General features: G+C 72.4%; 23 protein-coding genes. 15 read left to right on the top strand and 8 right to left on the bottom strand.

The features are described from left to right. Positions 1-15: 15 nt before the first annotated feature. The 3 genes from EV562_RS01470 to EV562_RS01460 all read right to left on the bottom strand — a co-directional run bounded on the left by EV562_RS01470 (position 16) and on the right by EV562_RS01460 (position 2,986). Positions 16-1,239 (bottom strand): cytochrome P450, encoded by a 1,224-nt coding sequence (locus tag EV562_RS01470; RefSeq protein ID WP_133884778.1) that lies wholly within the window; start codon positions 1,237-1,239, stop codon positions 16-18. 144 nt (positions 1,240-1,383) lie between these two features. Next, complete coding sequence (gene pepE, locus EV562_RS01465) at positions 1,384-2,109, bottom strand: dipeptidase PepE (protein ID WP_133884777.1); 726 nt, start codon at positions 2,107-2,109, stop codon at positions 1,384-1,386. Between the two features lie 34 nt (positions 2,110-2,143). Next, positions 2,144-2,986, bottom strand: a complete 843-nt coding sequence (locus EV562_RS01460) for an IclR family transcriptional regulator (protein ID WP_133884776.1) — start codon at positions 2,984-2,986, stop codon at positions 2,144-2,146. Between the two features lie 131 nt (positions 2,987-3,117). Here EV562_RS01460 and EV562_RS01455 point away from each other — a divergent pair, with 131 nt between their 5' ends. The 10 genes from EV562_RS01455 (at position 3,118) to EV562_RS01410 (ending at position 12,687) form a co-directional block, all read left to right on the top strand. Then, positions 3,118-4,071, top strand: coding sequence for a DUF1177 domain-containing protein (locus tag EV562_RS01455; protein WP_133884775.1), 954 nt, complete (start codon positions 3,118-3,120; stop codon positions 4,069-4,071). Positions 4,072-4,073: 2 nt separating this feature from the next. Next, positions 4,074-5,471: a cytosine permease gene (locus EV562_RS01450; RefSeq protein ID WP_133884774.1), complete on the top strand. Its 1,398-nt coding sequence runs from the start codon at positions 4,074-4,076 to the stop codon at positions 5,469-5,471. After that, a complete protein-coding gene (locus tag EV562_RS01445) occupies positions 5,468-6,805 on the top strand; it encodes a M20/M25/M40 family metallo-hydrolase (protein WP_133884773.1) in 1,338 nt (445 codons plus the stop codon). Before EV562_RS01450 ends, EV562_RS01445 begins: the two co-directional genes overlap by 4 nt. Positions 6,806-6,909: 104 nt before the next feature. Further along, positions 6,910-7,074 (top strand): 50S ribosomal protein L33, encoded by a 165-nt coding sequence (gene rpmG, locus EV562_RS01440; RefSeq protein ID WP_003978292.1) that lies wholly within the window; start codon positions 6,910-6,912, stop codon positions 7,072-7,074. A 29-nt stretch (positions 7,075-7,103) separates the two neighbouring features. Then, complete coding sequence (ykgO, locus tag EV562_RS01435) at positions 7,104-7,226, top strand: type B 50S ribosomal protein L36 (RefSeq protein ID WP_003978293.1); 123 nt, start codon at positions 7,104-7,106, stop codon at positions 7,224-7,226. Positions 7,227-7,432: 206 nt separating this feature from the next. Next, positions 7,433-8,506: a polyprenyl synthetase family protein gene (locus tag EV562_RS01430; protein WP_133884772.1), complete on the top strand. Its 1,074-nt coding sequence runs from the start codon at positions 7,433-7,435 to the stop codon at positions 8,504-8,506. A gap of 128 nt (positions 8,507-8,634) precedes the next feature. Continuing rightward, a complete protein-coding gene (locus EV562_RS01425; RefSeq protein WP_133884771.1) occupies positions 8,635-8,916 on the top strand; it encodes a polyprenyl synthetase in 282 nt (93 codons plus the stop codon). Next, positions 8,909-9,967 carry a polyprenyl synthetase family protein gene (locus EV562_RS01420; RefSeq protein ID WP_133884770.1) on the top strand — a complete coding sequence of 353 codons (1,059 nt, stop codon included), beginning with the start codon at positions 8,909-8,911 and terminating at the stop codon, positions 9,965-9,967. The genes EV562_RS01425 and EV562_RS01420 overlap by 8 nt, the downstream gene beginning before the upstream one ends. Before the next feature lie 13 nt (positions 9,968-9,980). Further along, a complete protein-coding gene (locus EV562_RS01415; RefSeq protein WP_133884769.1) occupies positions 9,981-11,141 on the top strand; it encodes an oxygenase MpaB family protein in 1,161 nt (386 codons plus the stop codon). Between the two features lie 112 nt (positions 11,142-11,253). Next, entirely contained in the window at positions 11,254-12,687 is a 1,434-nt protein-coding gene (locus EV562_RS01410; protein WP_133884768.1) for a WGR domain-containing protein, read from the top strand. 12 nt (positions 12,688-12,699) lie between these two features. Here EV562_RS01410 and EV562_RS01405 read toward each other — a convergent pair whose 3' ends face one another. After that, complete coding sequence (locus EV562_RS01405) at positions 12,700-13,122, bottom strand: DUF350 domain-containing protein (RefSeq protein WP_133884767.1); 423 nt, start codon at positions 13,120-13,122, stop codon at positions 12,700-12,702. Between the two features lie 81 nt (positions 13,123-13,203). Beyond that, positions 13,204-14,304 carry a DUF475 domain-containing protein gene (locus EV562_RS01400; RefSeq protein ID WP_133884766.1) on the bottom strand — a complete coding sequence of 367 codons (1,101 nt, stop codon included), beginning with the start codon at positions 14,302-14,304 and terminating at the stop codon, positions 13,204-13,206. 190 nt (positions 14,305-14,494) lie between these two features. On the opposite strand from EV562_RS01400, the gene EV562_RS01395 reads away from it, so the two are divergent. The 3 genes from EV562_RS01395 to EV562_RS01385 all read left to right on the top strand — a co-directional run bounded on the left by EV562_RS01395 (position 14,495) and on the right by EV562_RS01385 (position 17,626). Further along, positions 14,495-14,950 (top strand): Fur family transcriptional regulator, encoded by a 456-nt coding sequence (locus EV562_RS01395; RefSeq protein WP_133884765.1) that lies wholly within the window; start codon positions 14,495-14,497, stop codon positions 14,948-14,950. Between the two features lie 24 nt (positions 14,951-14,974). Next, entirely contained in the window at positions 14,975-17,197 is a 2,223-nt protein-coding gene (gene katG / locus EV562_RS01390) for a catalase/peroxidase HPI (protein WP_133884764.1), read from the top strand. A gap of 162 nt (positions 17,198-17,359) precedes the next feature. Then, complete coding sequence (locus EV562_RS01385) at positions 17,360-17,626, top strand: hypothetical protein (protein ID WP_133884763.1); 267 nt, start codon at positions 17,360-17,362, stop codon at positions 17,624-17,626. Here the strand turns inward: EV562_RS01385 and EV562_RS01380 are convergent. Beyond that, entirely contained in the window at positions 17,569-18,597 is a 1,029-nt protein-coding gene (locus EV562_RS01380) for a MerR family transcriptional regulator (RefSeq protein WP_133884762.1), read from the bottom strand. The two genes, EV562_RS01385 and EV562_RS01380, sit on opposite strands and share 58 nt — an antisense overlap. A 92-nt stretch (positions 18,598-18,689) precedes the next feature. On the opposite strand from EV562_RS01380, the gene EV562_RS01375 reads away from it, so the two are divergent. Further along, complete coding sequence (locus EV562_RS01375; RefSeq protein WP_133884761.1) at positions 18,690-20,249, top strand: alpha/beta hydrolase; 1,560 nt, start codon at positions 18,690-18,692, stop codon at positions 20,247-20,249. A 119-nt stretch (positions 20,250-20,368) separates the two neighbouring features. On the opposite strand, the gene EV562_RS01370 is transcribed toward EV562_RS01375, so the two are convergent. Continuing rightward, on the bottom strand, positions 20,369-21,070 hold the full coding sequence (locus tag EV562_RS01370) for a TetR/AcrR family transcriptional regulator (protein ID WP_133884760.1): 702 nt from the start codon (positions 21,068-21,070) through the stop codon (positions 20,369-20,371). Between the two features lie 128 nt (positions 21,071-21,198). Here EV562_RS01370 and EV562_RS01365 point away from each other — a divergent pair, with 128 nt between their 5' ends. Further along, positions 21,199-22,422, top strand: coding sequence for a saccharopine dehydrogenase C-terminal domain-containing protein (locus EV562_RS01365; RefSeq protein ID WP_133884759.1), 1,224 nt, complete (start codon positions 21,199-21,201; stop codon positions 22,420-22,422). Between the two features lie 80 nt (positions 22,423-22,502). Here the strand turns inward: EV562_RS01365 and EV562_RS01360 are convergent, their stop codons facing one another. Beyond that, positions 22,503-22,895: a DUF4440 domain-containing protein gene (locus EV562_RS01360; RefSeq protein ID WP_133884758.1), complete on the bottom strand. Its 393-nt coding sequence runs from the start codon at positions 22,893-22,895 to the stop codon at positions 22,503-22,505. Positions 22,896-23,004 lie beyond the last annotated feature (109 nt).

Below are 23,004 nucleotides of genomic sequence, written 5' to 3'. Positions count from 1 at the left end.
CCGCCGTGCGCCTGCTCAGGCCGCCGGAGTGAAGCGCACCGGCAGGGACTGCGGGCCCCGGGTGAACACGCCCCGCTCCACCACGTCCGCGCCGTCGGCGATCCGCAGGTCGGGCAGCGCGTCCAGGAGCTGTCCGACGCCGGTCTCGACCTCGGCCTTCGCCAGCAGCGCCCCGACGCAGAAGTGACGGCCGAGCGCGAAGGCGAGATGGTCGGCGGCGGCCGAGAAGGCGGTCGTCGTCGTCAGGTCGTCGCGCATGATGTCGAAGCGGTCCGGGTCGCGGTAGCGGCTCTCGTCCCGGTTGGCCGCGCCTATCAGGCAGGTGACGGTGGCGCCGGCCGGTATCGTGCCGCCGCTGAGCGTCACGTCCGTCGCCGCCTGACGCATGATCATGTGCACCGGCGGGGTGTAGCGGAGCGTCTCGGCGAAGGCCCGCGGGATCAGGCTCCGGTCCTCGCGCACGGCCGCCAACTGCTCCGGGTGGGCCAGCAGGTTGGCGAAGATGCCGGCGATCGCCTTGTCGGTGGTCTCGCCGCCCGCCGTGAGCAGCAGGCTGCAGAACGCCTTGATGTCGTCGTCGCTCATCCGGACCCCGTCCACCTCCGCGGCGCACAGCGTGGACAGCAGGTCGTCGCCCGGCTTCTCGCGGCGCTCCCGGATGACCGGGATCATGTACTCGGCGAACTCGGTCCGGGTGCGCGCACCGGCGGCGGCGACCACCGGGTCCCCCGACAGGTTGCTCAGGAAGGCGATGATCGACGTGTACCAGCCGTGGAAGCGGTCGTGGTCGGCCTTGTCCAGGCCCAGCATGTCCGCGATGACGTCGACGGGGAACCGGGTCGCGTAGTCGGCGACCAGGTCGGCCCGCCCGGTGTGCCGGAACGCGTCGATCAGTTCACGGGAGTTGCGCTCGATCACCGGCAGGAACCGCTCCTGGAGGTCGGCCCCGCGGAAGGCGGGGGCGACCAGGGCACGCCGGACCGCGTGCTCCCGGCCGCTCAGCTGGAGGATCGTCCTCCCGTGCACCGGTTCGAGCTGCCAGTCGTAGTTCTCGGTCGTGAACTGACCGGCACGGTCCTTGAAGACGCGCTCCACGTCCTCGTAGCGGGAGACGATCCAGCTCTGCGTGGCCTCGTGGCGGACGAGGGGTGCGCCGTCCCGCATCATCCGGTAGACCGGATACGGGTCCGCCGCGAACTCTGCGGAGAGGATGTCGGGGATCTGCTGCGCGGTGGACATGGGACTCCTCGTTCGACAACAGCTCGGCAGCACCAGGCTATTGACGACGCGTCGGCTCCGACAGACCGCGCGACGAGAGGGACCGGGCGGGCCCGCCCTGGGGCGGACGCCGAAGGCCCGTACGGGCCGCCGGCGTCCGTGTGCTCAGGAGCGGGCGTCGAACTCGCCCTCGACGTGCAGGAGTCCGGAGAGGTCGGAGCCGACCGCCAGCTCGCGCGGAGCCGTGCCGCGCCGGAACAGCCGGGCGTCGCGCTCACCGCCGAGTACGGCCCGCTCGCCCTCGACCCGCAGCCAGGAACCCTCGCGCAGCCCCAGCACGGGCACGTCGTTCTCCTCCAGGAACTCCCGCAGCCGTTCCTCGCGCGTCTCGCCCTTGTGCGTCGAGTCGGGGTCCGGGTCGAGGTAGTGCGGATTGATCTGGAACGGGACCAGGCCCAGCGTCTCGAAGGACGGCGGCTCGACGATCGGCATGTCGTTGGTGGTGCGCAGCGAGGGCGCCGCCATGTTGGTCCCGGCGCTGGCCCCCATGTACGGCAGCCCGCCGTTCACCGCGTCGACCAGCGCCTCCCGCAGCCCCGTGCGGTACAGCGCGGAGAGCAACCGGAAGGAGTTGCCGCCGCCGACGAACACGGCGTCCGCCTCGCCGAGCCGGGCGAGCGGGTCGCCGCCCTCGTGCACGCCCCGCACGTCGATCCCGGCGTCGCCTAGCGCGCCGCGGACCCGGGCGGTGTAGGCGTCGTGGTCGGCCAGCGCGTAGGGGACGAAGGCGAGCCGTGCCCCGGCGGGCAGGAAGCCGGTCACGGTGTCGAGGGCGTGTTCCAGGTAGCCGCGGCCGTGCTGGGTGGAGTTGGACAGGAGCAGGAGGTTCACGGGGTCGGTCCTCACAGACGGGTGGTTCGGTGGGTCAGGCGGTCGGCGCGGCCCGGGATGAGCGCGGACGCCGGTGGTGCTGGGGCGGGTGCGTCAGGCGCCGTTCCAGCAGCCGGACGGCGCGGGTCAGCGCCTCCAGCCGGTCCTCGGGCCCCTCGGGGAAGCGCTCCTTGGCGGCGCCGAGACTGAGGCTGCCGTAGGGCTCAGAGCCGAGGAACACCGGCATCGCGACCGTGCCGATGCCGGCGTCGTACTCGCCGACCGTCCACGCGTAGCCCTGCGCGCGGACGGTGCGGAACTCGCGCTCCAGCTGGTCCGGGTCGGTGACCGTGCGCTCGGTGAAGCGCGCCATGGGGCGCCCGCGGAAGAGCCGGTGGCGCTGGTCGTCGGGCAGGAAAGCGTAGAACGACTTGCTGGTGGCGCCCGCGTGCGCCGGGTACAGCTCCCCGACCAGCGGGTAGTAGCGCAGCGGACCCTCCTCGCCCTCGACGGCGGCGACGCAGCGCATGTGGAAGCTGTCGGGCAGGCAGAAGAGCACCGTGTCGCCGGTCGCCGCCCGCAGCTCCTGCAGCACCGGTTCCGCGAGCAGCTCCAGGGAGCCCGACCGCTCCCACAGCCGGCCCAGGCGCAGGGCGGCCGGGCCGATCCGGTAGCGGCGGGTCGCCGGGTCGGAGACCAGGAAACCGCGGCCCGCGAGGGTGGACAGCAGGCGCTGGGCGACCGAGGTGTCCCAGCCGAACTCGGCGGCGATCTCGGTGACGCCCCAGTCCGGACGGGTGCGCTCGAACGCCAGCAGCACCAGCAGCGCGCGGTCGACGGTCTGCAGTGCCCCGGCGGGGGTCCTGCGGTCCGCGGGCTGGACGGCGCGCCCGGCCATGGCGGCTCCTCTCCGTCGGATCTCATCGTGCAGACCCGTATTGCAGATAACGGGAAACAGTTGCGGACAACGCTAATCGATCCCGAACCTGCTGTCAGCACCGCCCCGGTGCGGATCAGGAGAACTGCCCCATGTTGAAGTACGTCCTGGACCTCGTGGATCTGCTCGACGATCCCGACGTCGACGGCAAGCGCGTCGCCGCCCACCTCGACTCCGTGGCGGGTCCCGAGGGCTCGGGCGCCGAGGTCACCACCGTCACCGGCGAGCGCGGCTCGACGGACTTCGTGCTCGTGCGGATACCGGGCCGGGCCGGCCGCACCGGCGGCGGCTGCGCCCGGACGCTCGGCGTGGTGGGCCGCCTCGGCGGCGTCGGGGCGCGCCCGGAGGCGGTCGGTCTGGTCTCCGACGCCGACGGCGCCGTCGCGGCCCTCGCCGCCGCGGCCAAGCTGCTCGACATGCGCCGCCGGGGCGACGTGCTCGACGGCGACGTGATCGTGGCCACCCACATCTGCCCGAACGCCCCGACCGCGCCGCACGACCCGGTGCCCTTCATGGACTCGCCCGTCGACATCGCGACCATGAACCGGCACGAGGTCACCGGCGAGATGGAGGCGGTGCTCTCCGTCGACACCACCAAGGGCAACCGGATCATCAACCACAAGGGTCTCGCCCTGTCGCCCACCGTCAAGGAGGGCTGGGTGCTCAAGGTGAGCGAGCGCCTCGGCGAGCTGCTGGCCGTGGTGACCGGTGAGCCCTTGGTCACGTACCCGGTGACCACCCAGGACATCACCCCGTACGGTAACGGTGTACACCACATCAATTCGATCCTGCAGCCGGCCACGGCGACGGCCGCACCGGTGGTCGGTCTCGCGATCACCTCCGCGGCGGCGGTGCCCGGCTGCCAGACGGGCGCGAGCCACGAGACCGACATCGCGGCCGCCGCCCGGTTCGCCGTCGAGACCGCGAAGGCCTACGGCGGCGGGCAGCTCGACTTCCACGACGACCAGGAGTTCCACGCCCTCGTGTCCCGCTACGGCCCGCTGACCCGGCTGCAGACCCTCGGCCGCGAACCCGAGGGGTCGTGATCATGACCACTCACAAGAACCCCGCCGGGGAAACGGCCGCCCGGGAAGCCACCGGTGCCGTGGGCAGCGACGACTACGCCCTCTCCCGTGTCCCGCGCGACAAGCGGCTCGGCTTCTGGACCATGCTGCTCCAGTGGCTCGCGCAGTCTGGCTCCATCTCGCAGTTCACCCTCGGCGCCACCATCGGCGTCGGCATGACCTTCGGCGACGCCTTCCTGGCGTTCACCCTCGGCGCGGTCATCCTCGAAGTGGTGATCTTCGCGATCGGCCTCGCGGGCATGCGCGAAGGGCTGGCCACGCCGCTGCTCACCCGATGGGCCGGCTTCGGCCGCAACGGATCCGCGCTGGTCAGCCTGGTGATCTCGGTCAGCCTCGTCGGCTGGTTCGGCGTGCAGAACACGATCTTCGGCGACAGCGTGTCCGCGCTCGTCGGCGGCCCCTCCTGGCTCTGGTGCACGGTCGCCGGCGTCGCCATCACCGTGCTCGTGATCTTCGGCTTCCGGTACATGGCCGTCTTCGCGAAGATCGTCACGCCGCTGTTCTTCGCCATGGTCGCCTGGTCGGTCACCGACGCGCTGAGCGACCACTCCTTCTCCGAGCTGATCCACTCCCCGGCGCCCGGCGAGTCCATCCCGCTCGCCGTCGCCGCGACCGCCATCGCGGGCGGCTTCATGACCGGCGCGATCGTCTCCCCGGAGATGACCCGCTACAACCGCAAGGGCAGCCACGTCTTCCTGCAGAGCGCCTCGTCGATGATCCTCTCCGAGTACATCGTCGGCCTGACCGGCGTCCTGCTCGGCCACATGGTCGGCAGCGGCCAGGTCTCCCAGATCGTGCTCTCCACCTCCGGCGTCTTCGGCGTGCTCGTCGTCCTGATGTCCACCGCGAAGATCAACGACTGGAACCTGTACGGCTCCTCGCTAGGCGTCGTCAACTTCTTCCAGGTCGTCTTCGGCAAGCGCGTGCACCGCGGGGCGGTCACCATCGTCCTCGGCGTCGCGGGCACCCTCCTGTCCGCCGTCGGCATCATGACCCACTTCACCGACTTCCTGTCCGTGCTGGGCGTCGCCATCCCGCCGGTCGGCGGCATCATCGTCGCCGAGTACTGGGTGGTGCGCCGGATGCGGGCACCCCTGGACGCCACCCGCGAGGCCGGGACCCTGCCCGCCACCTCGCCGACCTGGGTGCCGATGTCCCTGGTGATCTGGGCGGCCGCCTTCTGCGTCGGCAAGTTCTACGACGGCGGCATCCCCGCCCTGAACTCCCTGCTGACCGCCTTCGTCCTCTACTGCGTCCTCGGCCTCGCCGGAGGGATCAGGACGTACGGCACCACGGCCCTGGACGACACCACCGAACCCACCCCGGCCGCCTCCGGCACGGCCACCGTAGGAGCACCGTGAGCACCACCGACCCCAGCCCCGTTCCGGCCGTTCCGGCCTCCGAGGAGGCGCAGCGGGAAGTCGTCGGCCTGTGCGCGGAGCTGATCCGCTTCGACACCTCCAATCCCACCAGCGACGAGCGGGCCTGCGCCGACTGGGTCGTGGCACGGCTCGCCGAGGCGGGGATCGCCTCCGAACTGGTGGAGAGCGCCCCCGGCCGTGCCAACGTCGTCGCCCGCATCCCCGGTGCCGACCCGGCGCGCGGCGCGCTGCTGGTCCACGGCCACCTCGACGTCGTGCCGGCGGACCCGGCGGAGTGGCGGGTGCCGCCGTTCTCCGGGGAGATCCGGGACGGCTACCTGTGGGGACGCGGCGCGATCGACATGAAGGACACGGTGGCCGTGATGCTGGCCACCGCCCGCCACTTCGCCCGTACCGGCACCCGGCCCGCCCGCGAGATCGTCCTCGCCTTCCTCGCCGACGAGGAGGCAGGCGGCAGGTACGGCGCCCACTGGCTGGTCGAGCACCGGCCCGACCTGTTCGCCGGCGTCACCGAGGCGATCGGCGAGGGCGGCGGTTTCAGCTACGCGCTCGACGACACCCGGCGCCTCTACCCGATCGAGAACGCCCAGCGCGGCATGGCCTGGATGGAGCTCACGGCCGAAGGGCGCGCCGGGCACGGCTCCTCCCCGAACGACGAGAACGCCGTCACCGACCTCGCCGAGTCCCTCACCCGCATCGGCCGGCACACCTTCCCCGTGCGGCTGATCGAGCCGGTTCGCGCCCTGCTCTCCGAGGCCGCCCGCCTCCAGGGGACCGACCTGGACCTGGACGCCGAGGACCTGGACGCCGAACTGGCCAAGCTCGGGCACGTGGCCGACTTCATGCAGGTCGTGCTGCGCAACTCGGCCAACCCCACCATGTTCACGGCCGGCTACCAGACCAACGTCATCCCGGGCCGGGCCACCGCCCGCGTCGACGGCCGCTTCCTGCCGGGCCACGAGCAGGAACTGATCGACACGATCGACGCCCTGCTCCTGCCCTCGGTCTCCCGCGAGTGGGTCAACCACGACATCGCCATGGAGACCGCCTTCGACGGCCCGCTCGTCGACGCCATGTGCGCCGCCGTACGCGCCGAGGACCCGGACGGCCACCCGGTGCCGTACTGCAACCCGGGCGGCACCGACGCCAAGGCGTTCACGAAGCTGGACATCCGCTGCTTCGGTTTCAAGGGGCTCAAGCTGCCCCACGACCTCGACTACGGCCGGCTCTTCCACGGTGTCGACGAACGGGTGCCGCTGGAGGGGCTGCGCTTCGGGGTGCGGGTGATGACCCGGCTGTGGCAGGAGTGCTGACCGGCACACCCGTCGGGAATGCGGCCGACGCCGTCGGTGTTGTACGGCGCGACTGACATGCGCGGGACAGATCGGCAGCCCGCGCCGCGGTCGGAAGGAGCACCATGGCACGCAGCACCGCACGCCCGGTCGTCAAGCTGAAGTCGACGGCGGGGACCGGCGTCACCTACGTCACCCGCAAGAACCGCCTCAACGACCCCGACCGGCTCGTCCTGCGCAAGTACGACCCGGTGGCGGGGGAGCACGTGCCGTTCCGCGAGGAACGCTGAACGGCGCCCAGGAGCCAGAGGAGGCAGTCATGAAGGTCCGCAACTCCCTGCGCGCCCTCAAGGCCAGGCCCGGCGCCCAGGTGGTGCGCCGCCGCGGCGTGACCTACGTGATCAACAAGAAGGACCCGCGCTTCAAGGCCCGCCAGGGCTGAGCACGCGTCCGCACGGCCCGGCCCCGCGATCCGCGGAGCCGGGCCGCGGCGTGTCCGCGGGCACCTCCGGGACCGCCGGCAGCGACCGGCCGTGCGGCGGTCGTGCGACCCGCGGCCCGTTGTACCCGACCCGCGCCGCACGGCACCACGGACCCTCCTGACACACTTCTGAGCGCGCCCCCGCCCACCCTCAGGAGGACTTCGTCATGACCGAGCGGCCACCGGCCCGCGTCGCCGGGTACGAGCGCCGGTTCAACGCGCTCTTCGCGGAGTACTTCGACACCCTGGCCGCGACGCTGGACCAGCCGTCCTTCAGCCGCTTCACCCCGGACTGCGTCGAGCTGCTGCGCGACCTGTCGCTGCGCGGCGGCAAGCGGATGCGGGTCGTGCTGCTGCACGAGGCCGCCCGGCTGGTGACCGACGAGCCGGTCGCGGGGCTGGACGCCGCCGCGCTGAGCATCGAACTGCTGCAGACCCACGGCCTGGTGCACGACGACCTCATCGACGACAGCGCCACCCGCAGGGGCGGGCCCACCACGTACTACGCCTACCGGGAGAAGTTCCCACGCCACCCCCGGGCCGCGCTCGCCCTCACCGTGCTCGCGGGCGACCTCGCGCTCGCCCTGAGTCTGCGCGTGCTCCTGGAGGCCGGGCTCCCCGTCGAGGTGCGGCAGGCCATGGTCGAGGTGCAGACCCGGGCCGCGACCGACACGTTCGTGGGTCAGATCGCCGACCTGGAACGGGACTTCGGCGCCACGGTCCCGGACGAGGACGTCCTGCACGCCGTCGCCGACCACAAGTCCGCCCGGTACTCGGTCCTCGCCCCGCTGCGTCTCGGCCTCCTGGCCGCGGGCGGACAACCGGCCGACCACGAACCGGGCTTGAGCGAGTACGCCCGCCTGCTCGGTATCTGCGGACAGATGCGCGACGACTACCTTGACCTCTTCGGCGACGCCGAGACGATGGGGAAGCCGACCGGGACCGACATCCGCGAAGGCCGGCACACGTACACCGTCGCCCGTCTCCTGTCCGCCGCGAGCGGATCCGAGCTGGCCCTCGTCCACCGTGCCCTGGGCGACCCCGCCTGCACGCCGGAGACCATCGCCACCGTCCGGGCGATCGGCGAGCGCGCCGGAGTCGCCGAGCGGATGCGCGCCGACATGCGGCAGTACGCGGAACAGGCCCGCCTGGTGGCGGCGGGCTGGCGCCCGCGGTGGCGCGAGGACGCCGTCGCCTTCTTCGAGCGGCTGCCGCGGTGGAGCGTCGAGCGGACCGCCTGACACCTGTTCCCCACGTCCCCCGAAGGAGTATTCGGGATCTTTCGCCCCCGGTGGCCGGTCATGATCGGTCACCGGGGGCGCCGTCGACCGGGCGCGTCCCCGACCACGTGATCCCTTGGGGGAGAAGCATGACGCAGGCGAGACGACAGGAACCGGGCGGGGAAGAGCGGGCCGTGCTGCTGGTCGCCGGACTGGCCGACCTGGCGGTGGGCGCGATCGGCTCGGCGGTGGGCGGACTGCGCGGCCTCCTCGGCCGCTCGGACACCGCCGACCTCGTGCGGGAGGCGGAGGAGGACCTCCGGGCCCGGGGCAGACTGGCCCTGGACCGCTGCGCGCACGTACCACCCGCCCACCTGGAGGTCCTCGCCCGACAGGTGACGGCGCGCCGGGCGGCCGACGACGATGCCTGACCGCTGGGATCCCGCCGGCTTCAGGGCCCGCATCGACGGCGTCCTGCGGGACTTCCTGGCCGAGGAGGCCGGCCGGCTCGTGGCGGTCGACGAAGCCCTGGCCCCCGTGGCCGAGCAGGTGCGCGCCGCGGCCGGACACGGCAAACGGCTGCGTGCCGCCTTCTGCTACTGGGGCTGGCGGGCGGCCGGACAACCCGACAGTGACGCGCTGGTGCGAGCGGCCGCCTCCATGGAGCTGGTGCACGCCGCGGCGATCGTCCACGACGACCTCATCGACGACAGCCCCCTGCGCCACGGCCTGCCCACCGCCCACGTGGCACTGGAAGCCGTACTCGCCCGGGACGGCCGCCCCGGCGCCCGGACGGCGGCGTGGTCCCTGGCCATGCTGGTGGGCGATCAGCTGATGGCCCTCGCCGGCCGCCTGTTCACCACCAGCGGCCTGCCGGCCGCCTACCTCGCCCGTGCCCGCGACCTGTGGGCCGCGCTCGCCCGTGAACTCGTCGCCGGCGCGTGCCTGGAGATCCTGCACACCGGCCGTTCGCCGGACACCGACACCTCCCTGAAGGTCGTCCGCTACAAGACCGCCAAGTACACCGTCGAACACCCCCTGCTCATCGGCGGCCTGCTCGCCGGCGCCGCACCCGCGCTGCGGGACACCTACCGGGCCTACGGACTGCCGCTCGGCGAGGCCTTCCAGCTGCGTGACGACCTGCTCGGACTGTTCGGGGACGAGGAACGCACCGGGAAGGCGGGCCTGGACGACCTGCGCGCCCACCGGCCCACCGCACTGCTGGCCGAGACCTGGCAGGCGGCCGACACCGGCCAACGGGCCTGGCTCCGCGGCATCCTGGGCCGGGACGACCTGGACGCCACCCACCTGAGCGACGTGCGCCGGCTCATGGTCGAGCTGAAGGCACCGCAACGGGTCGAGGAGATGATCGCCACCCGCGTGGAGCGGGCCACCCGCGCCCTGGACGACGCCGGGGCACCGTCGCACGCACGCCGGGCGCTGCACGCACTCGCCCTCCTGGCCACCGACCGCCTGCACTGACGAGGAGAACGGGATGAACCCCACCGAGAAGTCGATGGACGCCCTGCGCCGCGACGGTGACGAACTGGCCGACGCGGTCGTCGCCACCCTGTTCGAGCGCGGCGAGGTCGGCACCTTCAACTCCCTGATGCGCTACGTCTCCACCACGGGCCAGGAACTCCCGGCCGGCCTGCCCGGCGTCGCCCGCGAGTACCTGCGGGTGACCGGCACCCCGCCGGACTGGGTGGACTGGGACGAGATGGAGAGGGCCCGGCTGTTCTTCATCGACAACAACGTGCACATCTCCACCGCGTTGTCGTTCGCGTCCATGCCCGCCTGCTACGTCGTCCCGAACGTCGCGCGGCTGCTGTCGGCCACCCACGGCCTGGACTACCCCTCCAAGCGGATGGCGGAGACCGGCCAGTTCACCGTCTACCTCATGCAGCCCGACGCCTTCGAGGCCGGCGGACGCTTCCTTCCGGCCGCTCAGAAGGTACGCCTCCTGCACGCCGCCATCCGCCATCACCTGAAGCGGGAGGACCGCTGGGACACCGAAGCGCTCGGCGTGCCCATCTGCCAGGAGGACATGATCGGCGGGCAGATGTTCTTCTCCCTGCTCGTCCTGGACAGCCTGCACCGGCTCGGCGTCCACCTGACCGCCGAGGGCGCGGAGGCCTACTACTACGCCTGGCGCGTCGTCGGCGCCATCCTGGGCGTCGACCAGGCGGCCGTCCCCAGGACGCTCGACGAGGCACGCCGCTTCCTCGACCTGTACATGCTGCGCCACATGGGCCCCTCCGAGGAGGGCGCCCATCTGACACGGCAACTGATCGACCTGTACGAGGAAGTCGTCCCCGGCACCCTCTTCGACCCGGTCGTCTCCGCGCTGATCCGCTACCTCGTCGGCGACACCTGCGCCGACTGGCTGAAGGTGCCCCGCACCGCCTGGGACACGCTGGTCAAGGCCGCCCCGCACCTCCTGGGCGTCCTGGAGACGATCGAGGACCGCTCCCCGCTGGGCGCGTGGGCCCTGGACCGGATCGGCCACCTCACCACGGCCCTCGAACTCTCCTCCCTCACCCGCGGACGCGTCATGCACTACGCCATCCCCGAGCAGTTGAGGAAGGAGTACGGCGTGTCCGGTGCCGCGGCCCGCACCCGTCGCTGGACCCCGCCGCCCGCGACCGTCTCCTGAGCCGGCGCACGCACCGCTCCCCGTCCACGGCCGGCTGTCAGTGGCACCTCCTACGGTGTGATCAGTGGAACCCGCGGAACACGCCGCGGGCCCGGCCGGGGAGAGGTCTGCCATGTCGAGGACGTACCTGGAGCTGTCGCAGGACGACGGGAGCGCGCACAAGTTCTACGAAGTCACCGTCCAGGGACAGGTCGTGTCGGTGCGCTACGGCCGGATCGGCGCCGCCGGACAGACCCAGACGTCGACCTTCGCCACCGACCGGAAGGCCGAGGCCGCGGCGGCCAAGAAGATAGCCGAGAAGCTGCGCAAGGGGTACGCGCCGGCCGTGCAGGGGCAGCGCGCACCCCGCGCGGTCACCCGCCGGCAGGTGACCTCGGCACCCTCCACGGCCCGCGCGGTCGCACCGGTCCTGTGGCGCTTCCGCACCGGATCCGCCGCGTTCGGCATCCACATCGACGAGGACAAGTGCTGGGTGGGCAACCAGGCGGGCGACGTCTTCACCCTCGCGCACGGCGGCGAGGTCCTCGCCCGCTACCGGCTGCCGGACGGCGTCAAGTGCCTGGTCGCCGACGACTTCTGGATCTACGCGGGCTGCGACGACGGCCGGGTGTACGACCTGTCCTCCAAACTGCCCTTCGCCGCCTACGACATAGCCTCCGACGTGGACATCTTCTGGCTCGACATCCACGAGGGAGTGCTGAACGTCGCCGACCGCGCCGGACGGCTCACCGTCATCGACCACGAGGACGAGCACCAGTGGGCGCGCGGCGGGCGCGGCGAGCACGCCTGGATGGTGCGCGCCGACGACCGCGCGGTCTACCACGGGCACACCCGCGGCGTGACCGCCCACACCCCGGACGGCAGCACCGAGTTGTGGCACACGCCCACCCGCGGGGCCGTGCTCTTCGGCTGGCAGGAGGACGACGCGGTCTACGCGGGCACCGCGCGGCACACGGTCCAGCGGCTGTCCAAGGCCACCGGTGCCGTCGAGGCGACGTACCACTGCGACAGCCCGGTCTACTCGTGCGCCACCTCGCCCGGTGGCCGCTTCGTCTTCGCCGGCGACTCCGCGTCCTCCGTCTACTGCTTCGACCGGGACGGCACCCGGCTGTGGAAGCTCGGCACGGGCGGCGGCTCCGCCCTGTCCATGCAGTACCGCGACGAGCGGCTCTTCCTCGTCACCACCGACGGCTCGCTGGTGTGCGTGGACGCGAGCGAGACGGCGGTCACGGCCGCACAGCAGGGTTCGGTGCCCGTCGCCCGCGACGTCAAGCTCGCCGCCGCGCTGCCGACGTACGCGCCCGCCACCGCAGCGGCCGCCGTGGCGACCGTGACCGCGGTGCCCGCGGGCTCGGTGGTGGTCGAGTGCGTCCAGGAGCACGGCCGTACCCGGATCCACGTGATCTCCGAGGGGTACGACCATTCGTGGAACGTCCAGTTCCCGAGGGCGATCAGGGAACCGGGCGCGCGGTACGTGGTCGACGCGCTGCACGCCGCGTCGGGCGGCTTCTACCGGGTGCGCGGGGACATCAGGCGCCTCCAGTGAGAAGGCGCCGCGTCAGGCGATGGAGGCCGCGACGACGGCCGCGACCGCGATGTTGCAGGACGCCGTCACCCAGACCGCCGGGTGCGGCTCCCGCTCCACCAGGGTCGCACCGAGCCGCCCCGGCGTGATCAGGTCGACCACCAGGAAGGCCACGGCCATCATCACGAGCCCGAGCACCCCGAACACGGCCGTGGACACCAGGCCCTTGCCGAAGTCCTCGTACGTCGTCCATATGGAGGTGAAGACGATGCCGCCGATGCCGAGCAGCGCGGAGCTGAGCACCAGGGCGGCGTTGCGGTTGCGCTCCTCCCAGATCTGCCGGCCGAGCTTCCCCGGCGTCAGCACGTCCACCAGGACGATGCCGAGGACCAGGAGGACCAGCCCCAGGCCGCCGTAGGCGGTGGCCCGGCCGAGTCCGTTGACGATGTCGCTCATGGCGTTGCCGGCTCCGTAGCGTGGGGATCACGAGTGATCGCGGTCAAGGCGATGCAAAATGTAGCGCACCCCCCGTCCCGCTCAAGAGCCGGTCCGCAGCGCGCGGTTGCGGCGCACGGAGGACCAGAAGGACGCGCCGATCAGGACGACGCCGACGAGACCGGTGATGATCTCGTTGATCTCGTACTGGATGGTGACCAGCAGGATCACCGACAGGGCGCCGATCGCGTAGTGGGCGCCGTGCTCCAGGTAGACGTAGTCGTCGAGGGTGCCCTGGCGGACCAGGTAGACCGTCAGGGACCGGACGTACATGGCGCCGATGCCGAGGCCGAGGGCCATCAGGACGATGTCGTTGGTGATGGCGAAGGCGCCGATGACACCGTCGAAGGAGAACGACGCGTCCAGGACCTCCAGGTAGAGGAACATGAAGAACGCGGCCTTGCCCGCCAGCTTGACGGGGGACCCGGACCTCCCCGACCGTTCCGCCTCCTCCTCCGCCTCCTGTTCGCGTTCCTCCTCGTCCTCGAGCCGCTGCTCGAAGAAGCCGGAGAGACCGCCCACGACCATGTAGGTGATCAGACCGGCGACCCCCGCGAGCAGGACGGTCTCCGCCTTGTCGGCATGCGTGCCGCCGTGCTGGTGGGCATGGGCGCCGAACACCGTCGCGGAGACCAGCAGCGCGATCAGGGCGATGCAGACCGACAGCATGTCCACCCGGCCCAGCTTGGCCAGCGGGCGCTCCAGCCACTGGAGCCACTTGATCTCCCGGTCCTCGAACACGAAGTCGAGGAAGATCATCATCAGGAACATGCCGCCGAAGGCGGCGATCGACGGATGGGCGTCCGTCACCAGCTCCTGATAGCGGTCCTTGTCGGTGAGTGCCAGGTGCACCGCGTTCCAGGGACTCAGCCGGGCGCTGATCGCCACGATCACCACCGGGAAGACCAGCCGCATCCCGAAGACCGCGATCACGATGCCGACGGTGAGGAAGATCCGCTGCCAGAAGGCGTTCATCTTCTTCAGGATCCCGGCGTTGATCACCGCGTTGTCGAAGGACAGCGAGATCTCCAGGACGGAGAGGATCGCCACGACGCCGAGCGCGGTCCAGCCGTCGTAGAGCACGCCCGCGGCCAGGCCCAGGGCGGTGACGACGAAGGCCCAGCGGAACGTCTTCAAAAGCACCGGCTACTCATTCCTGTCGTCGCACTTTACGGGGCGGCATCCTCTGCCAGTGCCCACCACGCACGTTGTCTACCACGTGGACCCGGAGCCGCCCGGGCAGGCGTTCCGCACGACGCCCGGAGCGGCAACACAAGACTGGAATCAAACGTTTCCTTGAGTGGTTCGTGTGTGAGGGAGTAGGTTCGCCGCCATGACGGCAACCCGGAATCCCCGGAACCCGGCCACCGCCGAGGAGCTGCGCCGGGCGGGACTGCGGGTGACCGCCGCCCGCGTCGCGCTGCTCGACACCGTCCGGGAGGGTGACCACCTCGACGCCGAGGCACTCACCCTCGGGGTGCGCCGACGCGTCGGGCACGTCTCCCTCCAGGCCGTGTACGACGCCCTGCACGCCCTCACCGCGGCCCGTCTCGTGCGCCGTATCGAACCGCCCGGCAGCCCGGCGCGGTTCGAGGGACGGGTGGGGGACAACCACCACCACGTCCTGTGCCGGTCGTGCGGTGCCCTCGCCGACGTCGACTGCGCCGTCGGCGACGCGCCCTGTCTGACCGCCTCCGACGACCACGGCTTCGTGATAGACGAGGCCGAGGTCATCTACCGGGGCCTGTGCCCCGACTGCTCCACCCCCGGCAGTTCCCCAGCACTTTGATCCGCCCCGTTCGGAAGGATTCCCATGTCCGAGAACCACGACGCCATCGTGACCGACGCGAAGGCCGAGGAGACGGGTGGTTGCCCGGTCGCCCACGGACGCGCCCCGCACCCCACGCAGGGTGGCGGGAACCGCCAGTGGTGGCCGGAGCGGCTCAACCTGAAGGTCCTTGCGAAGAACCCGGCGGTCGCCAACCCGCTGGGTGAGGAGTTCGACTACGCCGAGGCCTTCAACGCCCTCGACCTGGCGGCCGTGAAGCAGGACATCGCCGAGGTGCTGACCACCTCGCAGGACTGGTGGCCCGCCGACTTCGGCAACTACGGCCCGCTGATGATCCGGATGGCCTGGCACAGCGCCGGCACCTACCGCATCAGCGACGGCCGCGGCGGTGCGGGCGCCGGCCAGCAGCGCTTCGCCCCGCTCAACAGCTGGCCGGACAACGGCAACCTGGACAAGGCCCGCCGCCTGCTGTGGCCGGTCAAGAAGAAGTACGGCCAGAACCTGTCCTGGGCCGACCTCCTGGTCCTCACCGGCAACGTCGCGCTCGAGACGATGGGCTTCGAGACCTTCGGCTTCGCCGGCGGCCGCGCCGACGTCTGGGAGGCCGAGGAGGACGTCTACTGGGGCCCCGAGACCACCTGGCTCGACGACCGGCGCTACACCGGTGACCGCGAGCTGGAGAACCCGCTCGGCGCCGTCCAGATGGGGCTGATCTACGTCAACCCGGAGGGCCCGAACGGCAACCCGGACCCGATCGCCGCCGCCCGCGACATCCGGGAGACGTTCCGCCGCATGGCGATGAACGACGAGGAGACCGTCGCGCTGATCGCCGGCGGACACACCTTCGGCAAGACCCACGGCGCCGGCCCGGCCGACGCCGTGGGCGACGACCCCGAGGCCGCCGCCATGGAGCAGCAGGGCCTGGGCTGGAGGAGCACCCACGGCACGGGGAAGGGCGGCGACGCCATCACCTCCGGTCTGGAGGTGACCTGGACCAGCACCCCGACCCAGTGGGGCAACGGGTTCTTCAAGAACCTCTTCGAGTTCGAGTACGAGCTGGAGCAGAGCCCGGCCGGCGCCAACCAGTGGGTGGCCAAGGACGCACCGGAGATCATCCCCGACGCGCACGACCCGTCGAAGAAGCACCGCCCGCGGATGCTCACCACCGACCTGTCGCTGCGGCTCGACCCCGTCTACGGGCCGATCTCCCGCCGCTTCTACGAGAACCCGCAGGAATTCGCGGACGCCTTCGCCCGCGCCTGGTTCAAGCTGACCCACCGCGACATGGGCCCGAAGTCCCTCTACCTCGGCCCGGAGGTGCCCGAGGAGACCCTGCTCTGGCAGGACCCGCTGCCCGAGCCCGAGGGCGAGACCATCGACGCCGAGGACGTCGCCGTCCTCAAGACCAAGCTCCTCGAGTCCGGCCTGTCCGTGGCGCAGCTGGTGACCACCGCGTGGGCCTCGGCGTCCACCTTCCGCGGCAGCGACAAGCGTGGTGGTGCCAACGGCGCCCGTATCCGCCTCGAGCCGCAGCGCGGCTGGGAGGTCAACGAGCCCGACGAGCTGGCCCAGGTCCTGCGGGTCCTCGAAGGCGTCCAGCAGGAGTTCAACTCCGGCTCGGGCGCGAAGAAGGTCTCCCTGGCCGACCTGATCGTCCTCGGCGGCTCCGCGGCCGTCGAGAAGGCCGCCAAGGAGGCCGGCTTCCAGGTGGAGGTGCCCTTCACCGCGGGCCGCGTCGACGCGACGGAGGAGCACACCGACGCCGAGTCCTTCGAGGCGCTGGAGCCGACCGCCGACGGCTTCCGCAACTACCTCGGCAAGGGCAACCGGCTGCCGGCCGAGTACCTCCTCCTCGACCGGGCCAACCTGCTCACGCTGAGCGCGCCCGAGATGACCGTCCTGGTCGGCGGCCTGCGCGTACTGGGCGCCGGGCACCAGCAGTCCCAGCTCGGTGTGTTCACCCGGACGCCCGGCTCGCTGACCAACGACTTCTTCGTGAACCTGCTCGACCTGGGCACCACGTGGAAGTCGACGTCCGAGGACCAGACCACGTTCGAGGGCCGCGACGCCGCCACCGGTGAGGTCAAGTGGGCGGGCAGCCGCGCCGACCTGGTCTTCGGCTCGAACTCCGAACTGCGGGCGCTCGCCGAGGTCTACGCGAGCGACGACGCCCGGGAGAAGTTCGTGCACGACTTCGTCGCCGCCTGGGTCAAGGTCATGAACCTCGACCGCTTCGACCTGGCCTGAACCGCCCCCGTCCCTGGGACCACCCGGGACCCCGGGGGCCGGCCCGGCACCAGCCGGTGCCGGCCGCCCGGGGCCCGGGCGGGAAACATGACGTCCCGCCCGGGCAGGCAGCGCTCCCTCGCCGAGCGGGCCGTTGTCAGTGGCGGATGGGAGGCTGCCCGCATGGATGAGGTGGAGTTCATGCGCGGCAGGGTCTACGGCGCCGACCACGACAATCCGGGGCCGCGTGCCGGACGGGTCTACGTGCACCTGGTGGGCGGACCCCTGGACGGACTGCTGCTGGACGTCACGGACCTCACGGCACAGGAGCACGAACGCGGGGTGACCCTCGCGACGGAGATAGGCCGCTACGGCCCGGGCGGCCGTGCCTCCTACACCCCGAGGCCGGGCGACGCCCGCCGTTTCGACTGGCGGGGCGACGTGCCCTGATCCGGCGCCGCCCCGGTCTGAGCGGCCAGCGCCGCCAGCAGCCAGTCGTGCGCGACCCCGGGGGTCGGCTCCGGCCGTCCGCCCGGCGCGGTGTGCACCTCGGCCACCAGCTCCCAGTAGCGGTCCAGCCGCGGGTCGGCCGCGAGCTGCCCGGCCAGCCGGCGGCGGAAGCCGGGGGTGTCCCGCACCCCGTACGCGCTCGTGTACGCGGCGACGAACCCGTCCAGCGCCTCACCCGCATGCGGCGCCCGGCCCCGGCGCAGATGCGCCCCGGCCAGCTCGTACGCCTCCGCGAGCCCCGTGTACAGCACGGCGGCCCCCTTCGCCCCGGCGGTCCGGTGCGCCTCGGGCTGGGGCCGGCCGGTGCCCGGACACGGGCCGAGGGCGAGCGCGTTGAGCCGGGCGAAGGCCAGGACCTGGGCCGGAGCGGGGTCGGCGGGCGGCTGCGGGACCGCCGCGTCGAGGAACGCGCGGGCCGCCCCGGCCGGCATCCGCGCCGGAAGCCAGCCGCGCCAGAACCGCACCAGCGGCGCCGTGCTGGGCGGCACGGACACGGTACCGATCAACCGCAGCCGATCGGCCTGCTCACCCGGCGGGGACTCCTGCACCAGCCGCAGCGCGGCCTCCCGCCAGCGCAACGCCTTGAGCTCCGAGCCGACCTCACGCAACCGGCCCGCCACCGCGGCCTCCAGCGCCCCGCCCGCTCCGCTCCCGGCCCCCGGCGTGCCGTCCGCGTGCCGCTCGTCGAGAATCCGGCGCACCTCGGGAACGCCCAGGCCCAGGGCACGCAAGGAACGGATCAGCCGCAGCCGGTCGAGTGCCTCCGGACCGTACCGCCGGTGCCCTCCGGTACTGCGGGACGCCTCGGGCAGCAGCCCCCGGTCCGAGTAGAAGCGGACCGTCTTGACGGTGACGCCCGCGCCCTCGGCCAGCTCGCCGATGCCGCACAGGCCGTCCTTCGAGGTGAACACTTGAACCTCCCTCAGGGGGAGTTCCTACCGTACCGGCGACGGCGGCCGGGTGATCGGGCCGGGCCGCCGCGGCGAACGGAGGAGACAGGACCATGACCGCCTTCATCCTGGTGTCGGGCATGTTCACCGGCACGCACATCTGGCAGGACACCGCAGCGCGCCTGACCGCTGCGGGCGCCGAGGCGCACACGGTCGCCCTCACCGGCCTCGACGGACCGCGCGCGGCCACCGCGGCCGACGTGGACCTGGAGACCCACATCGCGGACGTGCTCGCGGTGATCGACTCGGTGGGCGCGGCCGAGGACCGGCGGATCGTGCTGGTCGGCCACGACTACGGCATCCACCCGGCGGTGGGCGCCGCCGACCGGCGTGCGGAGCGCATCGAGCGGATCGTCCACCTGGACTCGGGCCTGCCGAGGAACGGCGTCCCGGCCCTGGCCGCCGTCCCCGACCAGTCCCTGCGCGAGCGGCTCGCCGGGACCGGCGGGACGCAAGTCGCGGACGGAGAGCGGGGGTTGCTGCCACCCCCGGCGCTCGACGAGTGGCCGCGGTGGGGCAGCACCGCGGGCGTCCCCGAGGCGGCACTGGACCGGCTCACCGCCCTCGCCGCGCCGCAACCCCTCGGGACCCTCACCCAGCCGCTGCGACTGACCGGCGCGGTCGACCCGGTGCCCACCACCGGCGTGCTGTGCACCGGCAACGGCACGAGCATCGAACTGGTCCAGATGCTGGTGGGCCTCGGCGACCCCGCGCTGCGCCCGCTCACCGACCCCAGGGTGAGTTTCTTCGAACTCCCCACCGGCCACTGGCCCATGCTGTCCTGCCCCGCCGAACTGACGGACGTGCTGCTGCGCGCCGCGGCGGGGGAGGGGCACCGGCTGGAACCGGTCGACGACGCCGCGGGGCCGGCCCACCTGAAGCCGTTCCTGATGGACACGCCGGACGTCCCGAGGGAGCGGCACGGGAACGTCGACCTGTATCTCCCTGACGCCGGGGAGCCGCGTCCCGCGGTGGTCCTGGTGCACGGCGGTCCGGTCGCCGCCGACGCACGGCCGACCCCGCGGGAGTGGCCCGCGCTGACGGGGTACGCCCGGAGCGTGGCCGGGGAGGGAGCCGTGGGCGTCCTCCTCGACCACCGCCTGCACGACCTGGGCGACTACGAGCGGGCCGCCGCGGACGTGGCCGCGGCCGTGGAGCTGGCGCGGGCCGATCCGCGGGTGGACGGGGACCGGATCGCGCTGTGGTTCTTCTCCGGCGGCGGCCTGATCGCCGCCGACTGGCTGGACGCGCCCCCGGCGTGGCTGCGCTGCCTGGCGGCCACCTACCCCGTGCTGGCGCCCCTGCCGAACTGGGGCCTGTCCGAGGCCCGTCTGCGTCCGGCGCGCGCCGTGGCGAACGCGGGCGGCCTGCCCGTCGTGCTCACCCGGGTGGGACGGGAGATGCCGGAGATCGCCGCCACCGTCGAGGAGTTCCTCGCCGCGGCCAAGGACTGCGGAACGGACGTCGAGGTGATCGACGTGCCCGACGGCCACCACGGGTTCGAGACCATCGATCTCACCGACGAGTCGCGCACGGCGGTGCGCCACGCGCTGCGCACGGTACTGGCCCACGCCTTCGGAGCCGGAGCCGGAGACGGAGCCGGAGCACGGTAACGGCGGGCGGTGCGCGCCCCGTCCGTGCCCGACGGCGTGGGCGGACGGCGGTCGGCGGGGGCGGCGGCCGACGGCCGCTCCCGCGGACGAGGTGTCCGGGCCGGGAGCCCGTCGGCCGGTCAGCTCCGGGACAGACGGGCCTCCGTGTGCTCCAGCAGCATCTCCAGGGCGCCGGGGTAGGCGCTGTGCGGCATCCGCTCGGTCAGGAGCCGGGCGGTGGCGGCGATGTGCGGGTGGGACGTCGCGGGCAGCCGCGCGTAGGTGGTGCCCCACAGGTCCTCGTCCGCCGCGCGCGTCTCCTCGGTCAGCGCAAGCGCGCCGGCGTCGAGCGCCGCGAAGGCCAGGCTCTGGTCGATGAAGGTGTGGTAGATCCGGACCGCGTCGCCGTCCGGCAGCCCCGCGCCGCGCAGAATGCCGAGGATGGTCTCGTCCACCGCGATCTCGCGCGGGCGCCCGGTGACGCGGCTCGCGGTGAGTACGGCGGCCTGCGGATGGGCGAGGTAGGCCGAGTGGACGGCGAGTCCCAGGGCACGCAGGTCGTCGCGCCAGCGACCGGTCGCCGTCCAGCTCTCCAGGGCGCGGCCCATCAACTCGTCGCCGATCGCACGGGTGAGGTCGTCCATGCCCGCGAAGTACCGGTACAGCGTGCTCGGGTCCGCGCCCAGCGCCAGCCCCAGGCGCCTCGCGGTCAGTCCCGCGCCGCCGTGCTCGCGCAGCAGCCGCAGCGCGGTGTCCACGATGAGCGTCTCGGACAGCACCGTGCCCTGCCGGGTCGGCCGCCGCCTGCGCCGCGCCCCGTCCCGTACCACCGGCTTCGCCATCGCGTGCCCTCCTCGTCGTCTCTCCGGACCTTATGCCAACACGGTTGACCTTGTCGTGCGCCGTCCCGTTGCATCGGGCGTATCCGGAAGGCGTCCGCCTCCCGGCACGACTTGGAAAGGTGTCCGGCATGCGTGTACTTCTCGTCGGTGCGGGCGGGGTCGGGACCGCCGTCACCCGGATCGCGGCCCGCAGGCGGTTCCTGAGCCACATGGTCGTCGCCGACTACGACCCCGCCCGTGCGGAGGCCGCCGTCGCGGCCCTCGGCGACGACGGTGACCGCTTCACCGCTCTGCGGCTCGACGCCTCGGACGGTGACGCCGTGCGCCGGACGCTCGCCGAGCACCGCTGCGACGTCCTCCTCAACGCGACCGACCCGCGCTTCGTGATGCCCCTGTTCGAGGCGGCTCTCGCGGGCGGTGTGCACTACCTCGACATGGCGATGTCGCTGTCCGTGCCGCACGCCTCACGCCCGCACGAGGAGTGCGGGGTGCGACTCGGCGAGGAGCAGTTCGCCCTGGCCGGGCAGTGGGCCGCCGCCGGGCGGCTGGCGCTGGTCGGCATGGGAGTCGAACCGGGGCTCTCGGACGTCTTCGCCCGGTACGCCGCGGACGAACTCTTCGACCACATCGAGGAGATCGGCGTGCGCGACGGCGCCGACCTGACCGTCGAGGGATACGACTTCGCACCCTCCTTCAGCATCTGGACCACGATCGAGGAGTGCCTCAACCCGCCCGTGGTCTACGAGAAGGACCGCGGCTGGTTCACCACCGCGCCGTTCAGCGAGCCGGAGACCTTCGACTTCCCCGAGGGCATCGGTCCGGTGGAGTGCGTCAACGTCGAGCACGAGGAGGTGCTGCTGATCCCCCGCTGGGTGGAGGCGCGCCGCGTGACCTTCAAGTACGGCCTCGGCGCGGACTTCATCGCCAAGCTCAGGACGCTGCACGAACTGGGCCTGGACTCCACCACCCCGGTCGTGGTCCCCGGCGCGGACGGGCCGGTCTCCGTCTCGCCCCGGGACGTGGTCGCCGCCTGCCTGCCCGACCCCGCCACCCTGGGCGACCGGATGACCGGCAGGACCTGCGCCGGCACCTGGGTCCGGGGCACCCGTGACGGCGAGGCGCGCGAGGTGTACCTGTACCACGTGGTCGACAACGAGTGGTCGATGCGCGAGTACGGTTCGCAGGCAGTCGTCTGGCAGACCGCGCTCAACCCGGTCGTCGCCCTCGAACTCCTCGCCACCGGGGCCTGGCAGGGCAGCGGCGTCCTCGGCCCGGAAGCCTTCCCGCCCCGCCCCTTCCTGGACCTCCTCACCGAGTACGGCTCGCCCTGGGGGCTGCGCGAACAGGGATGAGGGGCCGCACCGGCCCCCGCCGGTCCACCGACCCGGGCGGACTGTCCGCGACGTCGTCCGGGAGGGGAGCCGGGGGCGGTTCAGCCCTCGGGGGCGGGGGTGCCCTGGTGGTAGTAGAGCCGCCACCCGGTGTCGCCCTCGCCCTTGCGCCACAGGGAGCTGCGGCGGACCCGGCGGCTGCCGACGACGCTCACGTACGTCAGGTGCACGAGGTCCGGGGCGAGGAGCACACCGCGCAGGGCGGAGACCTCGATGCGCGGGCTTTCCGCTCCGCCGTGCAGGGTGGGCAGGGCCGCGGCCATCTCCGCGTACGTCCAGAGCCGGCCGGAGGCGCCGACTTCGACGAACTCCGGGTCGAGCAGCCGGACACCGGCTGCGGAGGCGCGCACCGCCGGATCGTGCAAGCGCAGTTCACCGTCCGTCGCCGCGGCGATCGCGACCTGTTCCTCGGAGTTCTCATCCGTGTCGATCATGGACGCATCCTCTCTCGCTCCGAAGCCCACGGCGAAGGTTCTTCCGGCCTGGCCCGTCGGCCAACGGGAAAGCACGGAGGTCCTGGCGCTCGCGGCACACGGAGCCGGA

Source organism: Streptomyces sp. BK208, from assembly GCF_004364245.1.
Classification (GTDB): Bacteria; Actinomycetota; Actinomycetes; order Streptomycetales; family Streptomycetaceae; genus Streptomyces.
Note: the sequence above shows the minus strand (reverse complement) of the source record. Positions and strands in the feature narration are given on the sequence as shown.